A 16,657-nucleotide genomic window follows, 5' to 3' on the forward strand; every position below is an offset into this window, starting at 1 on the left:
ACCATGACTCTAGCAAAGTTAAGACAAAAACTCTGGCCTATTCAAAGTTTCGTTAGTGTTATTCCCCTACACCCCTAATACTAACAATTGAAGATTTGGGATTTTGCCTGAAACAATTTCCCAATGTCGCGTAAAAAGTCCTATTTACAAAGGAATTTCAATATGGCTGACATTAAAATTTACAGTGCAGTTACTTGTCCTTATGCTCATCGGACAAGACTTGTTCTGCAAGAGAAAGGCATCGACTTTGAACTGACTGAAATTGATTTACAGAATAAGCCTGCTAACTTTACTGATATTTCTCCTTATGGAAAAGTGCCTGCACTTGTACATGGGGATAAAAGAGTATGGGAGTCAGCAATTATTAACGAGTATCTAAGTAGAACAAGGTGAAAAAACCAAAGTGTGTAAAGATAAGTAAATACATAAATGTGTCTACCAAGGTAACAGGGATATGGGCAGCCGTTTAAGGGTATTTCTGACTCCTAAGCAAGATAAAATTTTGTTCAACCTGAGAACGGCAGATGTACCCCAGAAAGTGAAAGACCGAGCCGAAGTGATCAGATTAAGCGCACATGGTTGGTACGTAGAGAAGATAGCAGATCACTTTGACTGGACTGCCCAAACAGTAAGAGAAGTTTTGCATAGATGGGAAAAACAAGGTCTAGAAGGACTGTGGGAGAAAGCAGGGCGGGGAGGAAAATCAAGGTGGGCAGAAGCTGACATGGCGTTCTTAGAAAAATGCTTGGAGCAAGAACCACGTACATATAATAGTGTTCAATTAGCCCAAAAATTAGAGCAAGAACGCTCCGTGAAATTGAGTCCTGACTGGTTAAGGCAGGTACTCAAAAAAAGGGGGTCATTTGGAAGCGAACTAGAAAAAGCCACAAAGGAAAGCAAGACAAAGTATTGCAGCAAATCAAACAGGCAGACTTAGAGATGTTGGAATTATCTGCTGCTGCTGGAGAAATCGATTTAAAGTATATGGATGAATCAGGGTTTTGTGCCTGGAGTGAACCCAGTTACAGTTACTACTTCCGAGGTCAGCAAAAACGCCTGGAGCAGAGTAAGCGTCGGGGTCGAAGGTTAAGTATTATTGGGTTTCTTCAACCCCTAATTAGTTTTGTGTACGGTCTAGTGATTGGTGGCGTTTCACGCAAATCCTATATTCAAATGATGGAGCTTGAAGCACTTGAAGCCCAAAAAGCAGGTCGTATCAGAGTCATCGTTCAGGACAACGGCCCGATACATCGGTGCAAAGAAGTTCAGCAATTATGGACAAAGTGGGAAGAGATGGGTTTGTACATCTTCTTTTTACCTAAATATTGCTCAGAGATGAATCCAATTGAATTGGAGTGGCAACACCTGAAAAAAAATGAACTAGCTTCTCAAAGTTTTGAGGATGAATTAGACCTTGCCTATGCTGTCATTGATGGAGTTCAAAATAGAGGAGAAAAGGGAAACTACAGTACGCAACGTGTAAAATTTAACTCTTATTCTTCTGCTTAATTCTTTGTTACATACTTATAAATTTTCTCCACGACTTACTTACAACAAGCTGCAAACGATGGTTTTAAATCAGTTTTAAATTTACGCTTTCCTGATGAAGCAGGTTTTTTAACTGATGAACAACAGCAAGCTAAAGCAGCAGGATTGGAATATGCCAATATTCCTGTCAAGCCTTCAGAGGCGAATCCAGAACTTACACAAAAAGCTATTCAAGAAATTGATAATTTACCTAAGCCAATTTTAGTTCATTGTGCTGGTGGAGCTAGGGCTGGTGGTATTACTTTAATTGCTGAGGCTATTAATCAAGGATTCACTTATGAGCAAATTGTACAAAAAGCTCAAGAAATAGGACTGAATTTAGAACAACCACACCTCAAGCAATTTTTACTGGATAAATACCCTCTGAAATAATCTTTTTATAGCTAATATTATCAAACATAAAATCTATTTATGAAGTTTCCACGATTGAGACTACATTTTAATTGGTTTGATTTTCGCATCTCCTGGCGCGATCGCTGATCAAAATAAAAGAGCCGCCATCGGTGACTTTGTTTGTCGTCTAAAAAAAGCCCAAAATTGGCGAGAAGCCAACGCCAAAAATTTAGAAACTTGGTCTAAAGCCTATGCACAAGCCATTGGTGTAGATGTCAAGCTTGTCCTTGATGATGCAAAAAAAGGGTTACAACAACGTCGTTCTCAAATTGTACCCATATCTAAGGAAGCGATCGCCTCTCAACAAAGGGTAGCAGATACCTTTGCACAGACTGGTGTCATCCCATCCAAGGTAAATGTTGCACCTCTGTGGGATGGGACTTTTACTAATGCAATTAATCAATGTAGATAAAAGTTAATTTGTAATTGTTAATCTCGTGATTGTTTGAACACTTACAGCAAATTTCACCATGAATTTGGGCAATTACTTTCTCGGCGTGGTATGTTTCGGCATTATGGTTTTTAAGAATTGAATGATGACTTAAGCTATGCCCATAGTGAGTAACACTTCACCAATACTCAACTTGGCGATTGTGGATCAGATTGAACTCTTACGTCAGCAATTTGGCGAAATTTTGATTCCTAATGCAGTCTTGTTAGCGATCGCACAGGAACTTGATAAAGTAGTTAATGCTTTCCGAAACTAGGGTGAAGGAAAAGCTGACAAAAGTTCACTTTTTACTATCTTCTGGTTGCCAGATATACCAGTTATACCAGTGACGCACCGCCAACCAAATTGCAGACATTAAACCTGCAATGCTGAGGGTAAGACCACTGTAGGGTACTAGTAACCCCAAAACAGGCAATACTCCACCAGCAATGGTACAGATAATGGCGGCGAGGGAAGCACTACGAGTAGAACCCAAACCCCAGGTTAAAGTGAGTAGGACAAGGGAAATTATTGTCCATGCTAACTGTGCATCCATGAAGCGGCTGAGGTAGGTTAAGGTTAATAGACAGGCAAAGTAGATGCTACTAGCGATCGCTACATTCTTCAAACTCATTGGCAGAGATAAATATAGTAGCAATATCCACCATAAAAATAATGATGGTGCTAGTAATAATAAACGGGGAATAATTCCTGTTTGCCGAATAGGATTTGTATTAGTAAATACCCCAAACGGGTTTTTTACAGAAACGTTATCATCGAATACCCAAGTGTATTGAGTGCTGCGTCCGTCAACCTTCGTTTCTTTGGGTACAACACCACTAGCAAAATCAGCACCAGCAAAATTAGCAACTGTTGTGAGGCGAAAGTTAGATAATAACTGTCCGGCGCTATTGTAAACCCAGCGCGGCCCCCCTTGCGCCTGATAGGTGACACGCAAGTTAGTTTCTTGTCCTGGTTCTAGGCGGAAAGCAAAGCTGTAATTTTCTGGGTTAACTGGTTCTAGCCTAGTGCGATCAGCTACGCTGGGCGGAACGCCATCGCCTCCGGCGGGGCGTAGCCCATCGCGTTCTACTTTATAGTTGGACAATAATGAGTAACCGTTTAGTGGTGGTGCTTCAAAGAAAAAATCTTTAATATCTTTGAGACGATTAACTACTTTGTAATCAGCAGTGTAATCTACCCGATAAACTGCACTACGTCCTTGCACATCTGTAGTTTGTTCCAATTTTACTTGAATTTGTGACCCTGACAACGCTAGAAAGCGGTTCACTTGCTGCGTATCTTGGACTTTGGTGATTTTGCCGTTAACTTGGGTAGTATAAGTGTATGGTTCTTGCGTAACATAACGCACTTGCGGCGCAATTTGTTCTAACTTATCTCCAGCCACACTTTGAGCGACTTGAGCAACTTTTGCTTGTTCCCAATAATGATAACGATTGCTTAAAGTGGATGAGAGGAAAAATCCTATTACTAGTAAGATTAATACTAAAGTTAAATGTTGCAATCCTTGTAAGATTTGAGAGTAACGAATTGTCCACTCACCAATAAAGATAGTTTGTTGTGACTGATTTTGGCGCAAAGCGAAACTCATAAGAGCGATCGCAATTCCCAACGCTATGACTAAAAATACTAATAATAGAGAAGCTGTAATTAATTGGGAACCAAGCTGAATTAGCTCTGATGGATGCGTTAAATCAGGCAAACCTGGAATGCCTTGACTAGTAGGAGACATTGTTTGTTTTTCATATACTTTAAATAATCAGACTGCTGAAACATCTTAAAAGTTTCAACATGAAAATTCCCAACTCCTTAAAGAAATTGGGAATTATGGCTATGCAGATAATTAATTATTGTTGCGATTAGTTTCTACTCGGCAAATAATTTCCATAGCAGCTGCATCAGCAGTTTTAGGCTTGGGAAAAAGTTCCTGTTCAGTTTTATCCTCATTAATTAACTTGCCATTAGGTGCATAAATAGATAATTTTTTCGAGAATAATCTACCCTCATTACAGGCTGCATAAAATCTTCTCGTAACTATACCATCACCCTGTTTTTGGACAATCGTGTAATTAGTTCCTTCTATAGACGACAAATCCAAAGAAATGGGAAAACCATGACTATCCGCGCCCACTGGAAGATAAAAACTGTTCTTTTTTGTTTGGGCGATCGCCATACCACTAAATGATAATGAAGTAATTATCATCAATCCACTTAATCGTTTTAAAAACATTTAATTTACATTTAATAACTATATTTCATTTATATTAATAAAAGTTATTTTTTGGTGCTGTATAATCACTATAAATTAATACAACGCTGATACAGTAATTTCAACAATAATTAGTATTTTTCACAATAAATAAATCTACTGTCAGTAGTTAATATCTTTTATTGATATGTCTAAAAAATAATTGTTGTTGGGATGTGGTCTTATACCAATTCAAAATTCAAAATTAAGAAAACCAGACGTAGTATAGATTTGAGTATCTGCATTTGTTGGTCTTATATTACGAATTACAAACGTGCATCCTTACAGCCAATTTATATGTTGCAAATATTCTTGGGGTATATGCACATAATAAATAAAAAACCGTAGCGGGAACACTACGGTTAATATGAGTGGACTACTGAACTCTAACCTTTACAAAAACTCTATGTCTTGCAAATTCAGCTCTTTACCTGTCTGTAATCTCTTTGAAAATACAGTTTATCCTTTATAAATTCATTCGTCATTACTGAAATCTGTTATTAATTATGGTGAAATCTTCCTCTGAATTATCTGTAGCTTCTCTGTATTTAGTGAGATGAATGAATCAATAAATTTGAGTTTAACCGTACTATTACAGTAGTGTTTCTATTTTAGAAATACACATAAACCTGAAAATATAAGGTTTTTAGTTATAAGTAATACAATCTGAATACTATAAAATTCAGTAGCAAAAAAGAAATCCAGCAGTAGAATGTGCTGTTGGGTGGGAAAGAAAAATCTTATTATTTTAGAACCTATGCACCAAGCTGGCTGTTGAGACAGGGTATAAGGGTGTAGAAAGGAGTTCAAAAACTTTATATCTCTATACCCTTATAAGTAAGTCGGTGGGAAAAAACAAAGCTAAGTTAAGAAAGGTAAACAAGGCTATAACCCTCTTCCCTCCTGCCTCCTGCCTTCTGCCTCCTGCCTTGCCATAGCGATAATTTTTAACACTGAGCTACTTACCCTTGTCTAAATCCTTAATTGTTCTTTTTTATCGGTAAGTCCTAATATTTCAAAAGGTTTTGCTTTATTGCATGATCATCTGATGATTATGCGTGCATTTTGCGGTTGCACAGGGCGATTGTTAGTTCCGTTTACGGCAAGTGAAAATTTTTCTACCTGCTCTTTGGAAACGGTTAATGGTTCTTTCATTACCATCCATTTGACACCTTCCGAACATGGTGGTGTTGTTAAAGATCCGTTAAAACGGTAATATTCCTGATTTTGTGGGAGAAGGCTGTGAAGATTTTTTACATCTCCTTTAAGTACAGAATTTTCACCTGCTTTCATCGGCATTTTTTGCCAAAGCTCGGCTAGTTGAGAATTAGCTTTCCCTTCTGCAAACATTACAGCTATAACAGCTAGGTTGCCCTTAGCATCGGCGTGAACGAAGTGCGCTTCCAGGGGAAAACTTTTACCTGCAATGTGGTTTTCACTTGGTGTATGAAAGTGGTACTGTTTAAGTGCATAGGTGACTCCATCCACCACAATGCTGCTACCAGATTCGACATTCACCTGTACGGTCTGGCCTTTATTAAGAATCTCCGTAGATAATGTTTTGTAATTAAACTTAATCGACGGCAGGTTTGCGTCTACTGAAGTAGTGATATTGATAGGCGACTGATTTTTACCGATGTCGCACATTTGATAACTAGGAGACAGAGATCCCCAATTTTCAGGGCTGTTGTGGCCTGTATAGCCCCACTGTATACTTTTTTGATTGTCGGCGATCGCCATACTGTTGGCAATTACTATACCACTAACCGACAACAGGACTGCTGAAAATAATTTGATCTTTTTTAAACTCATGCTGACCTCTCCATACTCTTGAGATGTGTCATATTTAAAAGTTTACTGGCAAATACAGCCCTGCTTGATTGTTTTATCTTGTCCTTCCTAATGTAGTAATATAAACTACTGCTTCATCAGTAGGAATACCAAGAACATCATTCACATGGTCATCAAAGAAGCCACCAATACCACACACACCTAAATTTAGATGAACTGCTGCTAAATTAAGACGTTGTCCTAAATGTCCAGCATCCATGTGTAAATAACGATAAACACGATCACCATATTGTGCGATCGCAGATTTCAAATCAGATGTATGAAAAATTACTGCGGCGGCATCTCTGCCAAGTTCCTGCCCTAAACAAAGAAAATGTAACTCTCGGCGGAAGTTTTTAAAGCGAATTTGTCTTAATTCTTGGGCTTTGGGTGCGTAATAATAACAACCAGCCTCTAGTCCTTTAACACCGCACACAACAATAAAAGTTTCAATTAAATTTAGATCAAAATAATCTGGGGAATTATCTAAATTTTGGTCAATATAATTTTGGGGTTGATAAGTAAAGTCTAGTAAGGCTTTGAGTTCATCGAAAGTTAGTTCCTCACCATTGTAAGCACGAGTAGAGCGGCGCTTGTGCATCGTCATTTCCAAGTCAGCCAGTTTTTCTCCCCAGTATATGGGTGTGGTGACGGTGGGAATTTTTAGACAAAAAGGGAAATTATATTTATCTTCTAATGATTTTTCTTGTTTAACGGCTGGTAAATTCAGTTTGCCAGTGACACCTGGGGAAATTTGGGTATGGCGATGAAAATACTTTAATAGTTCACCATCGGGAATTTGTGGGTAGGTTGTCTCTGTGGCTGAGGGCAGGGCTGTACAACTGCGTGGTAAATTTTGTTTAATATCTAATAAGTCTGCTAAGGGTAAGACAGCGATCGCACCTTCTTGTAACGGGTCAATATACAGTAGATCATTGACTGCTTCATCGATAAAACCACCGATTAAGTGAGGACGATAATCAGCGATCGCAGATGCTAACTCAATATTACCTAAAAGATGTCCCGTATCTAAACAAATGCGACGGTAAGCCCGGTCTTCATAACGCCACGCTGAACGATAGAAAACGGCTGTGACAATAATTGCTAATTGGGTACTTTCCAAAGACGGATGCCAGAAACAAGCCTCCTGCAAACTTTGCCAAACATCACTTTCCCAATAGTGCATCAAGGAATGAGTCCGGCATTGATAGTTATACAGCCCTGGCGCTAATAATGGCGTACCACGGGATACCACATACACCTCAGCCGGATACAACCCCCCCGCACTAGGCGCAGCACGTAAGTATACCGTGTTACCCATAGAAGGCATTCTTGCTGTCAACCCATAACTGCGAAACAGCAACCGCGAAAGCCTTTGCCACCACTGACCATGAGAATCATTAACGAATGCCTCTGGTGGTTCTTGTAAGTAGGGCTTGAGGTCAATAGCCGAACCGATTTTATACTCCTTAAACGGCACTGGTTGTTTAGCCCAATCTAACCTCTGACTTTTAGAAGCAAGGGTCTCAGGGTCATATTTAGTACGTTCGTGATAATGTTGAGCGATCGACTGGTATATTTCTGGCATAGTACTTTCAATACCCTTATGACATCCTCATTTTGATCTTGGCATTCATCAGTCCTATTGTTTAGTGTTAATTGGTACATTCCGTAAAATTACGATTGTATAGAAAGCAGGAGGCAGAAGCCACAATAATTACTAACTATGGACTATGGACTATGGACTAATGACTAATGACTAATGACTAATCACCCTATTCCGCCGCCAACGGTAGAAGGTATAACCCCCGCCAGCTAGAATTAACAAGTAAGGACTGTAAACCATTAACCAAATACCCAATTTGAGTAGACCAACAGTAAAATTGCCCAAAGACTGGGTAGAGTTATTCCACGTTTCCTGGACTTGTGAACTCACACCGCGTTGGGGACTGGAACTAGAGACAGCAGCTTCTAGCTTTAGGGTAATAGTTGAGTAGGCGATTTGATTTTGTAAGTTTTTTAATTGAGCATAAATCTGCTCTATAGATTGTCTTACATTGCTGAGTTCTTGGGCAACACTTAGTATATCTCTGACCGAACCTGCCCGATCCATAATTTTTTGTAAATTCGCCTCAGTTTTACGTAGGTTGGTTAACCTAGCTTGAAAATCCACCAATTGGCTACCAACATCTTCTGCTGTGATATTACGGTTTTCTACTGTACCTAATTTAGCCAATTCTTCTAAAGTTGATTCCAGTAAATTCTGTGGTACTCTTAGCTGGATTGAGGCAGTATGACGAGAGTCTTCTTTTGTAGGTTGCTGTTCATTTAAACCTATTAAGTCTCCCTGTTGGCGATTGATAATTTGTGTAACAGTTTCAATACTTTTATCTACCGAATTGACAATCACTGTCATTGCCGCTTTTTTAATAAGTTGCGGACGAGAACGGGGAACTTGTGCAGCTTGGACTTTCTGTCCTACATTATCAGCAGCCCCAGGTGCGGGTGCAGGTACAGGTGCTAACGCTTGACTTTCAGGTGGAGGAGCAGAACCACAACTGGTGAAAATCACTCCCCCTACTAACACACTCAGCAATAAACCAGACTTATGTATTAATTTACCAGCATTTTGCATAATCCAACCCCAGATACTTGGAATTAACTACAAGTATTGCTGAGGCAAATCCTAAACCTGAGATTGTTGCATTTTATGTAACGTCTAGTTTGGTTGACTGTTGACCAATGACAAGTGACCAATCCCACCCAATATGTACTAAAATCAATGACTTGAGTCACTAAGAGAGCAATCATGGCATCCATCCGCGAGTTGCACGAACAGCTAGTTAAAAAAGAACGTTCTGCCGTTGAAATTACCCAAGAAACTTTAGACCGTATTCAAAATCTAGAGCCGAAACTACATAGTTTCTTACATATAACGGCACAGCAGGCGTTAGAACAGGCTCGTGCTGTGGATACCAAAATTGCCGCAGGTGAGGAAATTGGGCTTTTGGCGGGGATTCCTATCGGCGTTAAGGATAATATGTGTACTAAGGGTATCCCTACTACCTGCGCCTCGAAGATGTTGGAAAATTTTGTGCCGCCTTACGAGTCTACTGTGACACAAAAGCTACTGGATACAGGGGCGGTAGTGGTTGGGAAAACCAATCTAGATGAGTTTGCGATGGGTGGTTCTACGGAAAATTCTGCCTATTACAATACGGCGAATCCTTGGGATCTATCAAGAGTTCCTGGCGGTTCTTCTGGAGGTTCAGCTGCGGCTGTGGCGGCGGAAGAATGTGTGGTGTCACTGGGTTCTGACACTGGTGGTTCCATCCGTCAACCAGCTTCTTATTGTGGTGTGGTAGGGCTAAAACCAACCTATGGTCTAGTTTCGCGTTATGGTTTGGTAGCTTTTGCTTCATCTTTAGATCAAATTGGCCCCTTTGCTCGTTCTGTAGAAGATGCAGCGATATTGTTACAGGCGATCGCAGGTTATGATTCCAAAGACTCCACAAGCCTAAAAGTAGATATCCCTGACTACGTAGCCAGCCTCAAACCCGACCTCAAAGCTAGAGGTAAACTCAGAATTGGTGTAATCAAAGAAACATTTGGTGAAGGTTTAGACTCTGTTGTCGAACAAGCCGTTACCAAAGCAATTGAACAATTACAAAATTTAGGCGCGGAAATTCATGTAATTTCTTGTCCCAACTTCCGTTATGGCTTACCCAGCTACTACATTATCGCCCCATCAGAAGCCTCTGCTAACCTTGCCCGTTACGATGGCGTAAAATACGGCTGGCGTGCGCCGGAAGGCGATAACCTCCTTTCCATGTACACACGTACCCGCGCCACTGGCTTTGGTGCAGAAGTCAAGCGGCGGATTATGATTGGTACTTACGCCCTTTCTGCTGGATATTACGATGCTTACTACCTCAAAGCCCAAAAAGTACGGACTTTGATTAAGCAGGACTTTGATAATGCGTTTAAAAATGTGGATGTTTTAGTTTCTCCCACAGCACCCACCACCGCATTCAAAGCTGGAGAGAAAACTGCTGACCCCATCAGTATGTACTTGAATGACTTGATGACTATTCCCGTCAACTTAGCTGGTTTACCCGGTTTAAGCGTTCCCTGTGGTTTTGATGACCAAGGTTTACCAATTGGCTTACAACTAATTGGTAAAGTCCTTAGAGAAGACCAACTATTACAAGTAGCCTACGCTTACGAACAGTCTACTAGTTGGCATCTAAGTCAGCCGAAAATTTCTTAGTGGTCAACAGTCAACAGTCAGCAGTGAAGATTTTAGACTATGGACTATGGACTATGGACTTTTGGACTGTTGACTATTGACTAACAACTCCCGGCGTATATGTTACCTCTTTCACACGACCATTAGCGCCTAAAATTTGGGCGGGTTTTTCGTTGACAGAAATTAGTACAGCGCCGGCGTTACCAGAACGTACAGTTAACTGTTTTTTTGCTGTCCACGTTCTGCGTTGTCCTTTAGTCAGTTCCCCGACGAACTCTGTTTTACCATCGGCTTTCACTTGTACCCATGAATTACCTTGGAGTTCTAAGGTCACTGCTACTGGTGCATTAGGATTATTTGCGGTGCTGGGTGTGGGTGATGGGGTGGCTATGGCACTATTGTTTAATGGTGGGGTTATGGGTGATGAGGTGGAATTTTGTAGGTTGGCGACTGTTGCGTCTGGTGTTGCTGCTGGAGGTGCGACTGTAAGCGGTGAAGGTTCGGTTTGAACTGGCTTAGTCGCTGCTGAGTCTTGTTTGGCGAAAGATTGAGTGATGAGTTTGGGATTGAGCGTGTAAATAAGTGCGATCGCTGCACCTGCTATTAGTACAATGAAAGGAACAAAAAGAGGAATCCTGATATTGGGTCTTTTTCTTATGTGTTCAGTTTCCTCATGATGAAACTCTGGAGTAATGACAGGTGCAGCGTTGAGATTAAAGCTTTTAGCCAAAGCCTGTCCATCCAAACCTAACATATCTGCATAACGACGAATAAATCCTTGAACATACACAGGTTCAGGTAATTCTGTAAATTTACCTGCGTCTAAAGCTTGGAGGAAATATAGTCTAATATTTGTTTTAGCTGCTACTTCTTCTATACGGATACCTTTTTCTTGTCTTACCTGGAGCAAATATTTACTTATTTCTTTAAGTTGTTGTTCTTGATCCTCATTTAATAGGTTCACACTCTTCTCCTAGAATAAGCTAACGTTTACATACCTCAGTGAGAGGACAATGGTGCAGTAAATATTGTTACTATGTTTATGAATAAATTTTGTAGTCAGTTTAATTTTAATAGTAAATTCCGAACGCAGAATATTAAACTCTATTGCTAAATAGACAATACTTTGTCAGTAGGTTATGTAAATAGATTTGCAGTAACGATGGCATACAACTCAGACAAATGAGTAAGGAGTGCTGTTAGCGGTAGCGGCGCGTTTAGCGCGTGCTGAGTTATGAGTAGAAATTTCTCCCTCATCTTCCCCACCTCCCTCATATCCCTCATCTCTCTCATATCCCTCACCTCCCCCCACCTTCTGCTATATATCAAATGGTGGTTGCAAAAATTGTTCATTACTTTTTTGTACACTAACTAAAATTGCATTTTTTTCTGAGATTGGTACATTAGTTACAGGCGGCAAACCTGGAAAATGATATCTGTCTGCCGCATTAGGCTCATATTTTTGTCAACCCTTCAATTATCTGTAGTTTTAAGCTTATGAACCCTGCCCTAACTAAAATTGGCGATCAAATGTCCAACCTGACTGGTGTACGAGCGATTATGAAGGACATTATCGAAACGTTACAGTCTGGAGGAGGGCAGGATTTAATTAATTTGAGCGCGGGTAATCCGTTGATACTACCAGAAGTAGAGCAGTTGTGGCGGGATGCGACAGCAGAACTTTTGGCTAGTTCTGAATATGGCGAAGTAGTTTGTCGCTATGGTTCTAGCCAAGGTTACGGGCCATTGATTAGTGCGATCGCCAAAGATTTTAATCAGCGTTATGGTTTAAACTTAACTGAACGCAACATTTTAATTACTCCTGGTAGTCAAAGTCTCTACTTCTACGCTGCTAATGCCTTCGGAGGTTATGCCAGCAGTGGCGAACTCAAGCAAATTGTTCTGCCTTTAAGTCCTGACTACACTGGCTACGGCGGTGTGAGCTTGTTTCCAGAAGCTTTATTGGCTTACAAACCCACTCTAGATATTGATGCTGCTAACCACAAATTCAAATATCGCCCTGATTTTAGCCAACTGTCGGTAAATGAAAACACTGGTTGTATCATTTTCTCCCGTCCCTGCAATCCCACAGGCAACGTCTTAACAGAAGATGAAGTGAGAAAAATTGCTGCCTTGGCTGCACCCTATAATGTTCCTGTGTTAATTGACTCAGCCTATGGGCCTCCTTTCCCGGCGCTAAACTTCACAGATATGCAGCCAGTGTTCGGTGATAATATCATTCACTGCATGAGTTTATCAAAAGCGGGATTACCAGGAGAACGTATTGGTATTGCCATCGGTGATGAAAAGTTAATTCAAGTTCTAGAGTGTTTCCAAACTAACCTGTGTATTCATCCTTCACGCTATGGACAGGCGATCGCGGCTCGTGCTATTGACTCCGGTAGCTTAGTACAAATAGCCGAACAAGTAATTCGTCCCTTTTATCAACAGAAATTCACGGTTCTAGAAAGTACCTTAGACGCAGCCCTGCCCAAGGATTTACCTTGGTTCCTCCATCGTGGTGAAGGCGCAATCTTTGGTTGGTTGTGGTTAAAGGATCTACCCATGACTGACTGGGAACTCTATCAACAACTCAAGAAAGTAGGTGTAATTGTCGTTCCTGGTAGTACCTTCTTCCCAGGATTAAAAGAAGACTGGCAGCACAAACACCAATGTCTACGCATTAGTCTCACTGGTAGTGATGAAGAAATTGCCATCGGTATGCAGCGTCTAGCCAAAGCAGTTTCACAAATTTATCAGCCTACAGCCGTTAGTGCCTAAAAATGAAGCGTAAACAAAGCAGAGGCAGGAAGCAGGAGACAGGAGGCAGTTCTCGGAGCGTGTCGAAGACAAGGCAGGAGGAAATTAATTCAAAATTAGCTACTCCCTCATCCCCCCCCACTCCCCACTCCCCACTCCCCACTCCCCATTTCCAACTCTCCAACCCCGACGACTGGCTACAAATCGGTAAAATCGTCGCCCCACAAGGCTTGTCTGGGGAAGTTCGAGTCTATTCTGACTCCGACTTTCCCGAACGCTTTGAAGTGCCTGGGACTAGATGGATTTTGCGTCCAGGGCAGACTGAACCCCAACCCATAGAATTGTTATATGGTCGTTACCTGGAAGGTAAGAACCTCTATGTAGTGGAATTGGCTGGTGTAGAAAACCGCAACCAAGCCGAAGAACTGCGGGGTTGTATATTGTATGTGCCAGCAAGTGATCGCCCCGAATTAGGCGAAGATGAATATCATGTCGCTGATTTAATCGGTATGGAAGTGTTCTTACAGGCCTCTGGGGATTTAGTCGGGACAGTAGTTGATATCATCCCGGCTGGCAATGACTTGTTAGAAGTGAGTTTGCATCAACCAGTTCCTACAGACAAAAAACCCAAGACTGTATTGATACCCTTTGTCAAAGCGATCGCACCTGTAGTAGACTTACAAACTCGCCGCATTGAAATTACTCCCCCGACTGGGTTGTTAGAGTTAGCGAATTAGGGATGGGGGGGATGAGGAAGATGAGGGGGATGAGGGAGATTAAGAAAAATAAGGTAAATCACCTAAATCAACTAAATCACCTAAATAAAAACTCTTCCCCATCTCCCCCCACTTCTTCATCTCCCCCTACTCCCCACTCCCTCACTTCCTCGCTTCCTTTAACTGCTGCGCTACCCCACCTTGTTGAGACAGGATCAATGTTGTTCCTGCTACTGTAAGTATTGCAGTAATGGCTAAAGCTAAAACAGCAGTTTGTCTTTTCAATTTTAGGACTGTAACTAAGATTTCCATAGCGGTAGCAGTCCCAGTGGTGTGGATAGGCTTAAGTGCAGCCATAGCATCTGCGGCATTTGCATAACGATATTGCCGTTTGGACGCTACCATTCCCATTAACCATGAGCGAAAACGCAAACTAATTTGGGAATCTAATTTTTGAAAATTAAAACAACCCTTACTGTTCATTAATTGATAAATATCAACAGAACGGGTATTAGTCAGCAAACAAATTATTGTTGCTCCTAAACTATATAAATCCGAGGCTAAAGAAAGAGGATAACCTAATTGTTCCTCTGGTGATATATACCCAGGTGTTCCTACTACCAAACTAGTAAGGGCTATTTCTGCACCATGTACCCTCGCTAAATCAAAATCAACCAAGTAAGCATTTAATTGTTCATCAATTAAGATATTTTCTGGTTTGATATCTCGATGAATTATTGGGTTAATACGTTGTTGTAGATACACCAAAATTTCTAAAGTTGACAAAGCAATTTGCTTAACTTCTTGTGGACTAAAGCTGCGTTTTGAGCTTAAAGGAACAGCCTTTTTATACTCCAATACCAAATAAAAAGCTTTCTGAGTTGCAAAAGAATTGAGATAGCGAGGAATGCGAGGATGATTCAGTTTTTGCAGAATCTCCGCTTCATTCTCATAAGCTTTAAAAACAGACCAGTCCGCACTATTACTAACTAAACTGAATTCTTTAATGACTACCTGTTGTTGAGATTTCGAGTCATGAGCTAAATAGGTGATGCGTCCTGCTTCTGGGTTACGTCCTAGTACTCGAATAACTTGATAGCCTAAAGCATAAAAATCTGGATGATGAATTGAGGGAATTGCCCCTTTATTCTGCACATCAAGCTCCATTACACACCACCTGAGATTGATTTTGTCAAGGTGCAAACCACAAATTATAAATATTCACCCAGATTGTTACTTGCCATTCTGCCTTATTTAGTTATTGGTCATTGGTCATTGGTCATTGGTCAATAGTCAATAGTCCATAATTTTCTCCCTTGTTTCCCTCATTCAACAGTCAAAAGTCAACCGTTAACAGTCTTTAACCAATCAACAATCTGGGCGTTGACAATATCGGGAACTTCGTCGTGGGGGCAATGACCAGCACCAGGAATGGGGATAATTTTGATGTTTTTGCCGTTCTCTTGCGCCTGTTCGTAAATCTTCACCCCTGTAATGGGTGTCCAAGGGTCATCAGCGCCCCAAATCACCAATAAAGGACGTTCTACTTGGGGTAGTAGTTCTCCTGGTGTGGGGCCTGGTGGTGCTGTGAGGATGGAGGCGAAGACTTGCTGTGCGCCTGGATCACAGGATGGGGCGTACAGTAAATCTACAAGTTCATCGGTGACGGCACTACGATCGCGGTACACTTGGTACAAAGTGCGGCGAATTTGGGCTTTTTGGCGGATACGGTTAAAGACGAATTTGCCTGTGATGGGCGATCGCACTACTCTATTAAATGTAGACATGACTATCCGCAATGGTGGGTTCAATTCATGAGGACGATGACTCAAACCACCAGCCGAGTTAATTAAAACACCACCAGCCGTAATTTCTGGATATTGCGCCAATACCATCAAGCTGATAAGTGCGCCAATAGAGTTACCAATAAATACGGCTGGTCGTTGGATATTGTCTGTCCAAAAATCTTTTAAAAGTTCTACCCAAAGCTCTACGCTGTAATCAATTGCAGGTTTTTCTGAACCACCAAAACCCAACAAATCAATAGCAAACACCTGATGGCCAGCATTGGCTAAAACAGGAATATTTTTGCGCCAGTGGCCAATGGAAGCGCCAAAGCCGTGAACTAGTACCAACGGCTGTCCAGTACCCATGACAGTGTACTGAATTTTGTAATTACGCCAAGTCCAAACCAGTTTCTCAAAATTAGCGATCGCTGGCAACTTTTGAGTATCTAGGGTCATTATTATGAAGATTTCTAAACCATTTCTTTATATAGTAAAGCTTTTGACCCTGAGAATGTGTCTCACAAGGTGAGATATCTTTAGCAAAAACCCTAAAGATAAATCTACGTCTTGCTTGTTAGGCTTTGAAAACAGAAATTCATGTAAATTACAGCTTCTTTAATTTAACTGGTATAGTCCATAACTTTTATCAAAACAGGATGTTAGTTTTATCTTCAC

Annotated in this window: 15 protein-coding genes and 1 pseudogene; 8 read left to right on the top strand and 8 right to left on the bottom strand. The window is 41.0% G+C overall.

Annotated features, from left to right (window positions below):
- Window positions 1-162: 162 nt before the first annotated feature.
- The 5 genes and pseudogenes from NSMS1_RS13615 to NSMS1_RS13635 all read left to right on the top strand — a co-directional run.
- A pseudogene (locus NSMS1_RS13615) lies at window positions 163-378 on the top strand (glutathione S-transferase family protein); the annotation flags it as partial.
- A gap of 76 nt (window positions 379-454) precedes the next feature.
- Window positions 455-1,509 (top strand): IS630 family transposase gene (locus NSMS1_RS13620; protein WP_224085966.1). Its coding sequence is split into 2 segments (ribosomal slippage): window positions 455-847 and window positions 850-1,509, totalling 1,053 coding nucleotides; the frame shifts between segments, so codons are not numbered across the junction.
- A 21-nt stretch (window positions 1,510-1,530) separates the two neighbouring features.
- Window positions 1,531-1,920, top strand: coding sequence for a beta-lactamase hydrolase domain-containing protein (locus tag NSMS1_RS13625; protein WP_224095227.1), 390 nt, complete (start codon window positions 1,531-1,533; stop codon window positions 1,918-1,920).
- A gap of 76 nt (window positions 1,921-1,996) precedes the next feature.
- On the top strand, window positions 1,997-2,353 hold the full coding sequence (locus NSMS1_RS13630; protein WP_224094056.1) for a hypothetical protein: 357 nt from the start codon (window positions 1,997-1,999) through the stop codon (window positions 2,351-2,353).
- Between the two features lie 145 nt (window positions 2,354-2,498).
- Window positions 2,499-2,648, top strand: a complete 150-nt coding sequence (locus NSMS1_RS13635; RefSeq protein WP_224094057.1) for a hypothetical protein — start codon at window positions 2,499-2,501, stop codon at window positions 2,646-2,648.
- Between the two features lie 24 nt (window positions 2,649-2,672).
- Here NSMS1_RS13635 and NSMS1_RS13640 read toward each other — a convergent pair whose 3' ends face one another.
- The 5 genes from NSMS1_RS13640 to NSMS1_RS13660 form a co-directional block, all read right to left on the bottom strand.
- Window positions 2,673-4,124 (bottom strand): hypothetical protein, encoded by a 1,452-nt coding sequence (locus NSMS1_RS13640; protein WP_224094059.1) that lies wholly within the window; start codon window positions 4,122-4,124, stop codon window positions 2,673-2,675.
- Between the two features lie 111 nt (window positions 4,125-4,235).
- Window positions 4,236-4,622: a hypothetical protein gene (locus tag NSMS1_RS13645; protein WP_224094060.1), complete on the bottom strand. Its 387-nt coding sequence runs from the start codon at window positions 4,620-4,622 to the stop codon at window positions 4,236-4,238.
- Between the two features lie 1,059 nt (window positions 4,623-5,681).
- Entirely contained in the window at window positions 5,682-6,413 is a 732-nt protein-coding gene (locus NSMS1_RS13650; protein WP_224094068.1) for a carbonic anhydrase, read from the bottom strand.
- A 112-nt stretch (window positions 6,414-6,525) separates the two neighbouring features.
- Entirely contained in the window at window positions 6,526-8,058 is a 1,533-nt protein-coding gene (locus NSMS1_RS13655) for a SagB/ThcOx family dehydrogenase (protein WP_224094070.1), read from the bottom strand.
- Window positions 8,059-8,229: 171 nt separating this feature from the next.
- Window positions 8,230-9,105 (bottom strand): DUF4349 domain-containing protein, encoded by an 876-nt coding sequence (locus NSMS1_RS13660; RefSeq protein WP_224094079.1) that lies wholly within the window; start codon window positions 9,103-9,105, stop codon window positions 8,230-8,232.
- A 174-nt stretch (window positions 9,106-9,279) separates the two neighbouring features.
- Here NSMS1_RS13660 and gatA point away from each other — a divergent pair, with 174 nt between their 5' ends.
- On the top strand, window positions 9,280-10,740 hold the full coding sequence (gene gatA / locus NSMS1_RS13665) for an Asp-tRNA(Asn)/Glu-tRNA(Gln) amidotransferase subunit GatA (RefSeq protein ID WP_224094088.1): 1,461 nt from the start codon (window positions 9,280-9,282) through the stop codon (window positions 10,738-10,740).
- 73 nt (window positions 10,741-10,813) lie between these two features.
- Here the strand turns inward: gatA and NSMS1_RS13670 are convergent, their stop codons facing one another.
- The gene (locus NSMS1_RS13670) at window positions 10,814-11,683 is read right to left on the bottom strand and encodes a helix-turn-helix domain-containing protein (protein ID WP_224094098.1); all 870 of its coding nucleotides are present in this window, start codon (window positions 11,681-11,683) and stop codon (window positions 10,814-10,816) included.
- A 533-nt stretch (window positions 11,684-12,216) separates the two neighbouring features.
- Between NSMS1_RS13670 and NSMS1_RS13675 the strand changes: the two genes are divergently transcribed.
- Window positions 12,217-13,500, top strand: coding sequence for a valine--pyruvate transaminase (locus NSMS1_RS13675; protein WP_224094100.1), 1,284 nt, complete (start codon window positions 12,217-12,219; stop codon window positions 13,498-13,500).
- 2 nt (window positions 13,501-13,502) lie between these two features.
- Window positions 13,503-14,216: a ribosome maturation factor RimM gene (gene rimM / locus NSMS1_RS13680; protein ID WP_224094102.1), complete on the top strand. Its 714-nt coding sequence runs from the start codon at window positions 13,503-13,505 to the stop codon at window positions 14,214-14,216.
- A gap of 141 nt (window positions 14,217-14,357) precedes the next feature.
- Here rimM and NSMS1_RS13685 read toward each other — a convergent pair whose 3' ends face one another.
- Together NSMS1_RS13685 and NSMS1_RS13690 are read right to left on the bottom strand one after the other, a co-directional pair.
- Window positions 14,358-15,362, bottom strand: coding sequence for a serine/threonine protein kinase (locus tag NSMS1_RS13685; protein ID WP_224094104.1), 1,005 nt, complete (start codon window positions 15,360-15,362; stop codon window positions 14,358-14,360).
- Between the two features lie 176 nt (window positions 15,363-15,538).
- Window positions 15,539-16,438 (bottom strand): alpha/beta fold hydrolase, encoded by a 900-nt coding sequence (locus NSMS1_RS13690; protein WP_224094106.1) that lies wholly within the window; start codon window positions 16,436-16,438, stop codon window positions 15,539-15,541.
- Window positions 16,439-16,657 lie beyond the last annotated feature (219 nt).

The organism is Nostoc sp. MS1 (assembly GCF_019976755.1).
In the GTDB taxonomy this organism is placed as follows: domain Bacteria; phylum Cyanobacteriota; class Cyanobacteriia; order Cyanobacteriales; family Nostocaceae; genus Trichormus.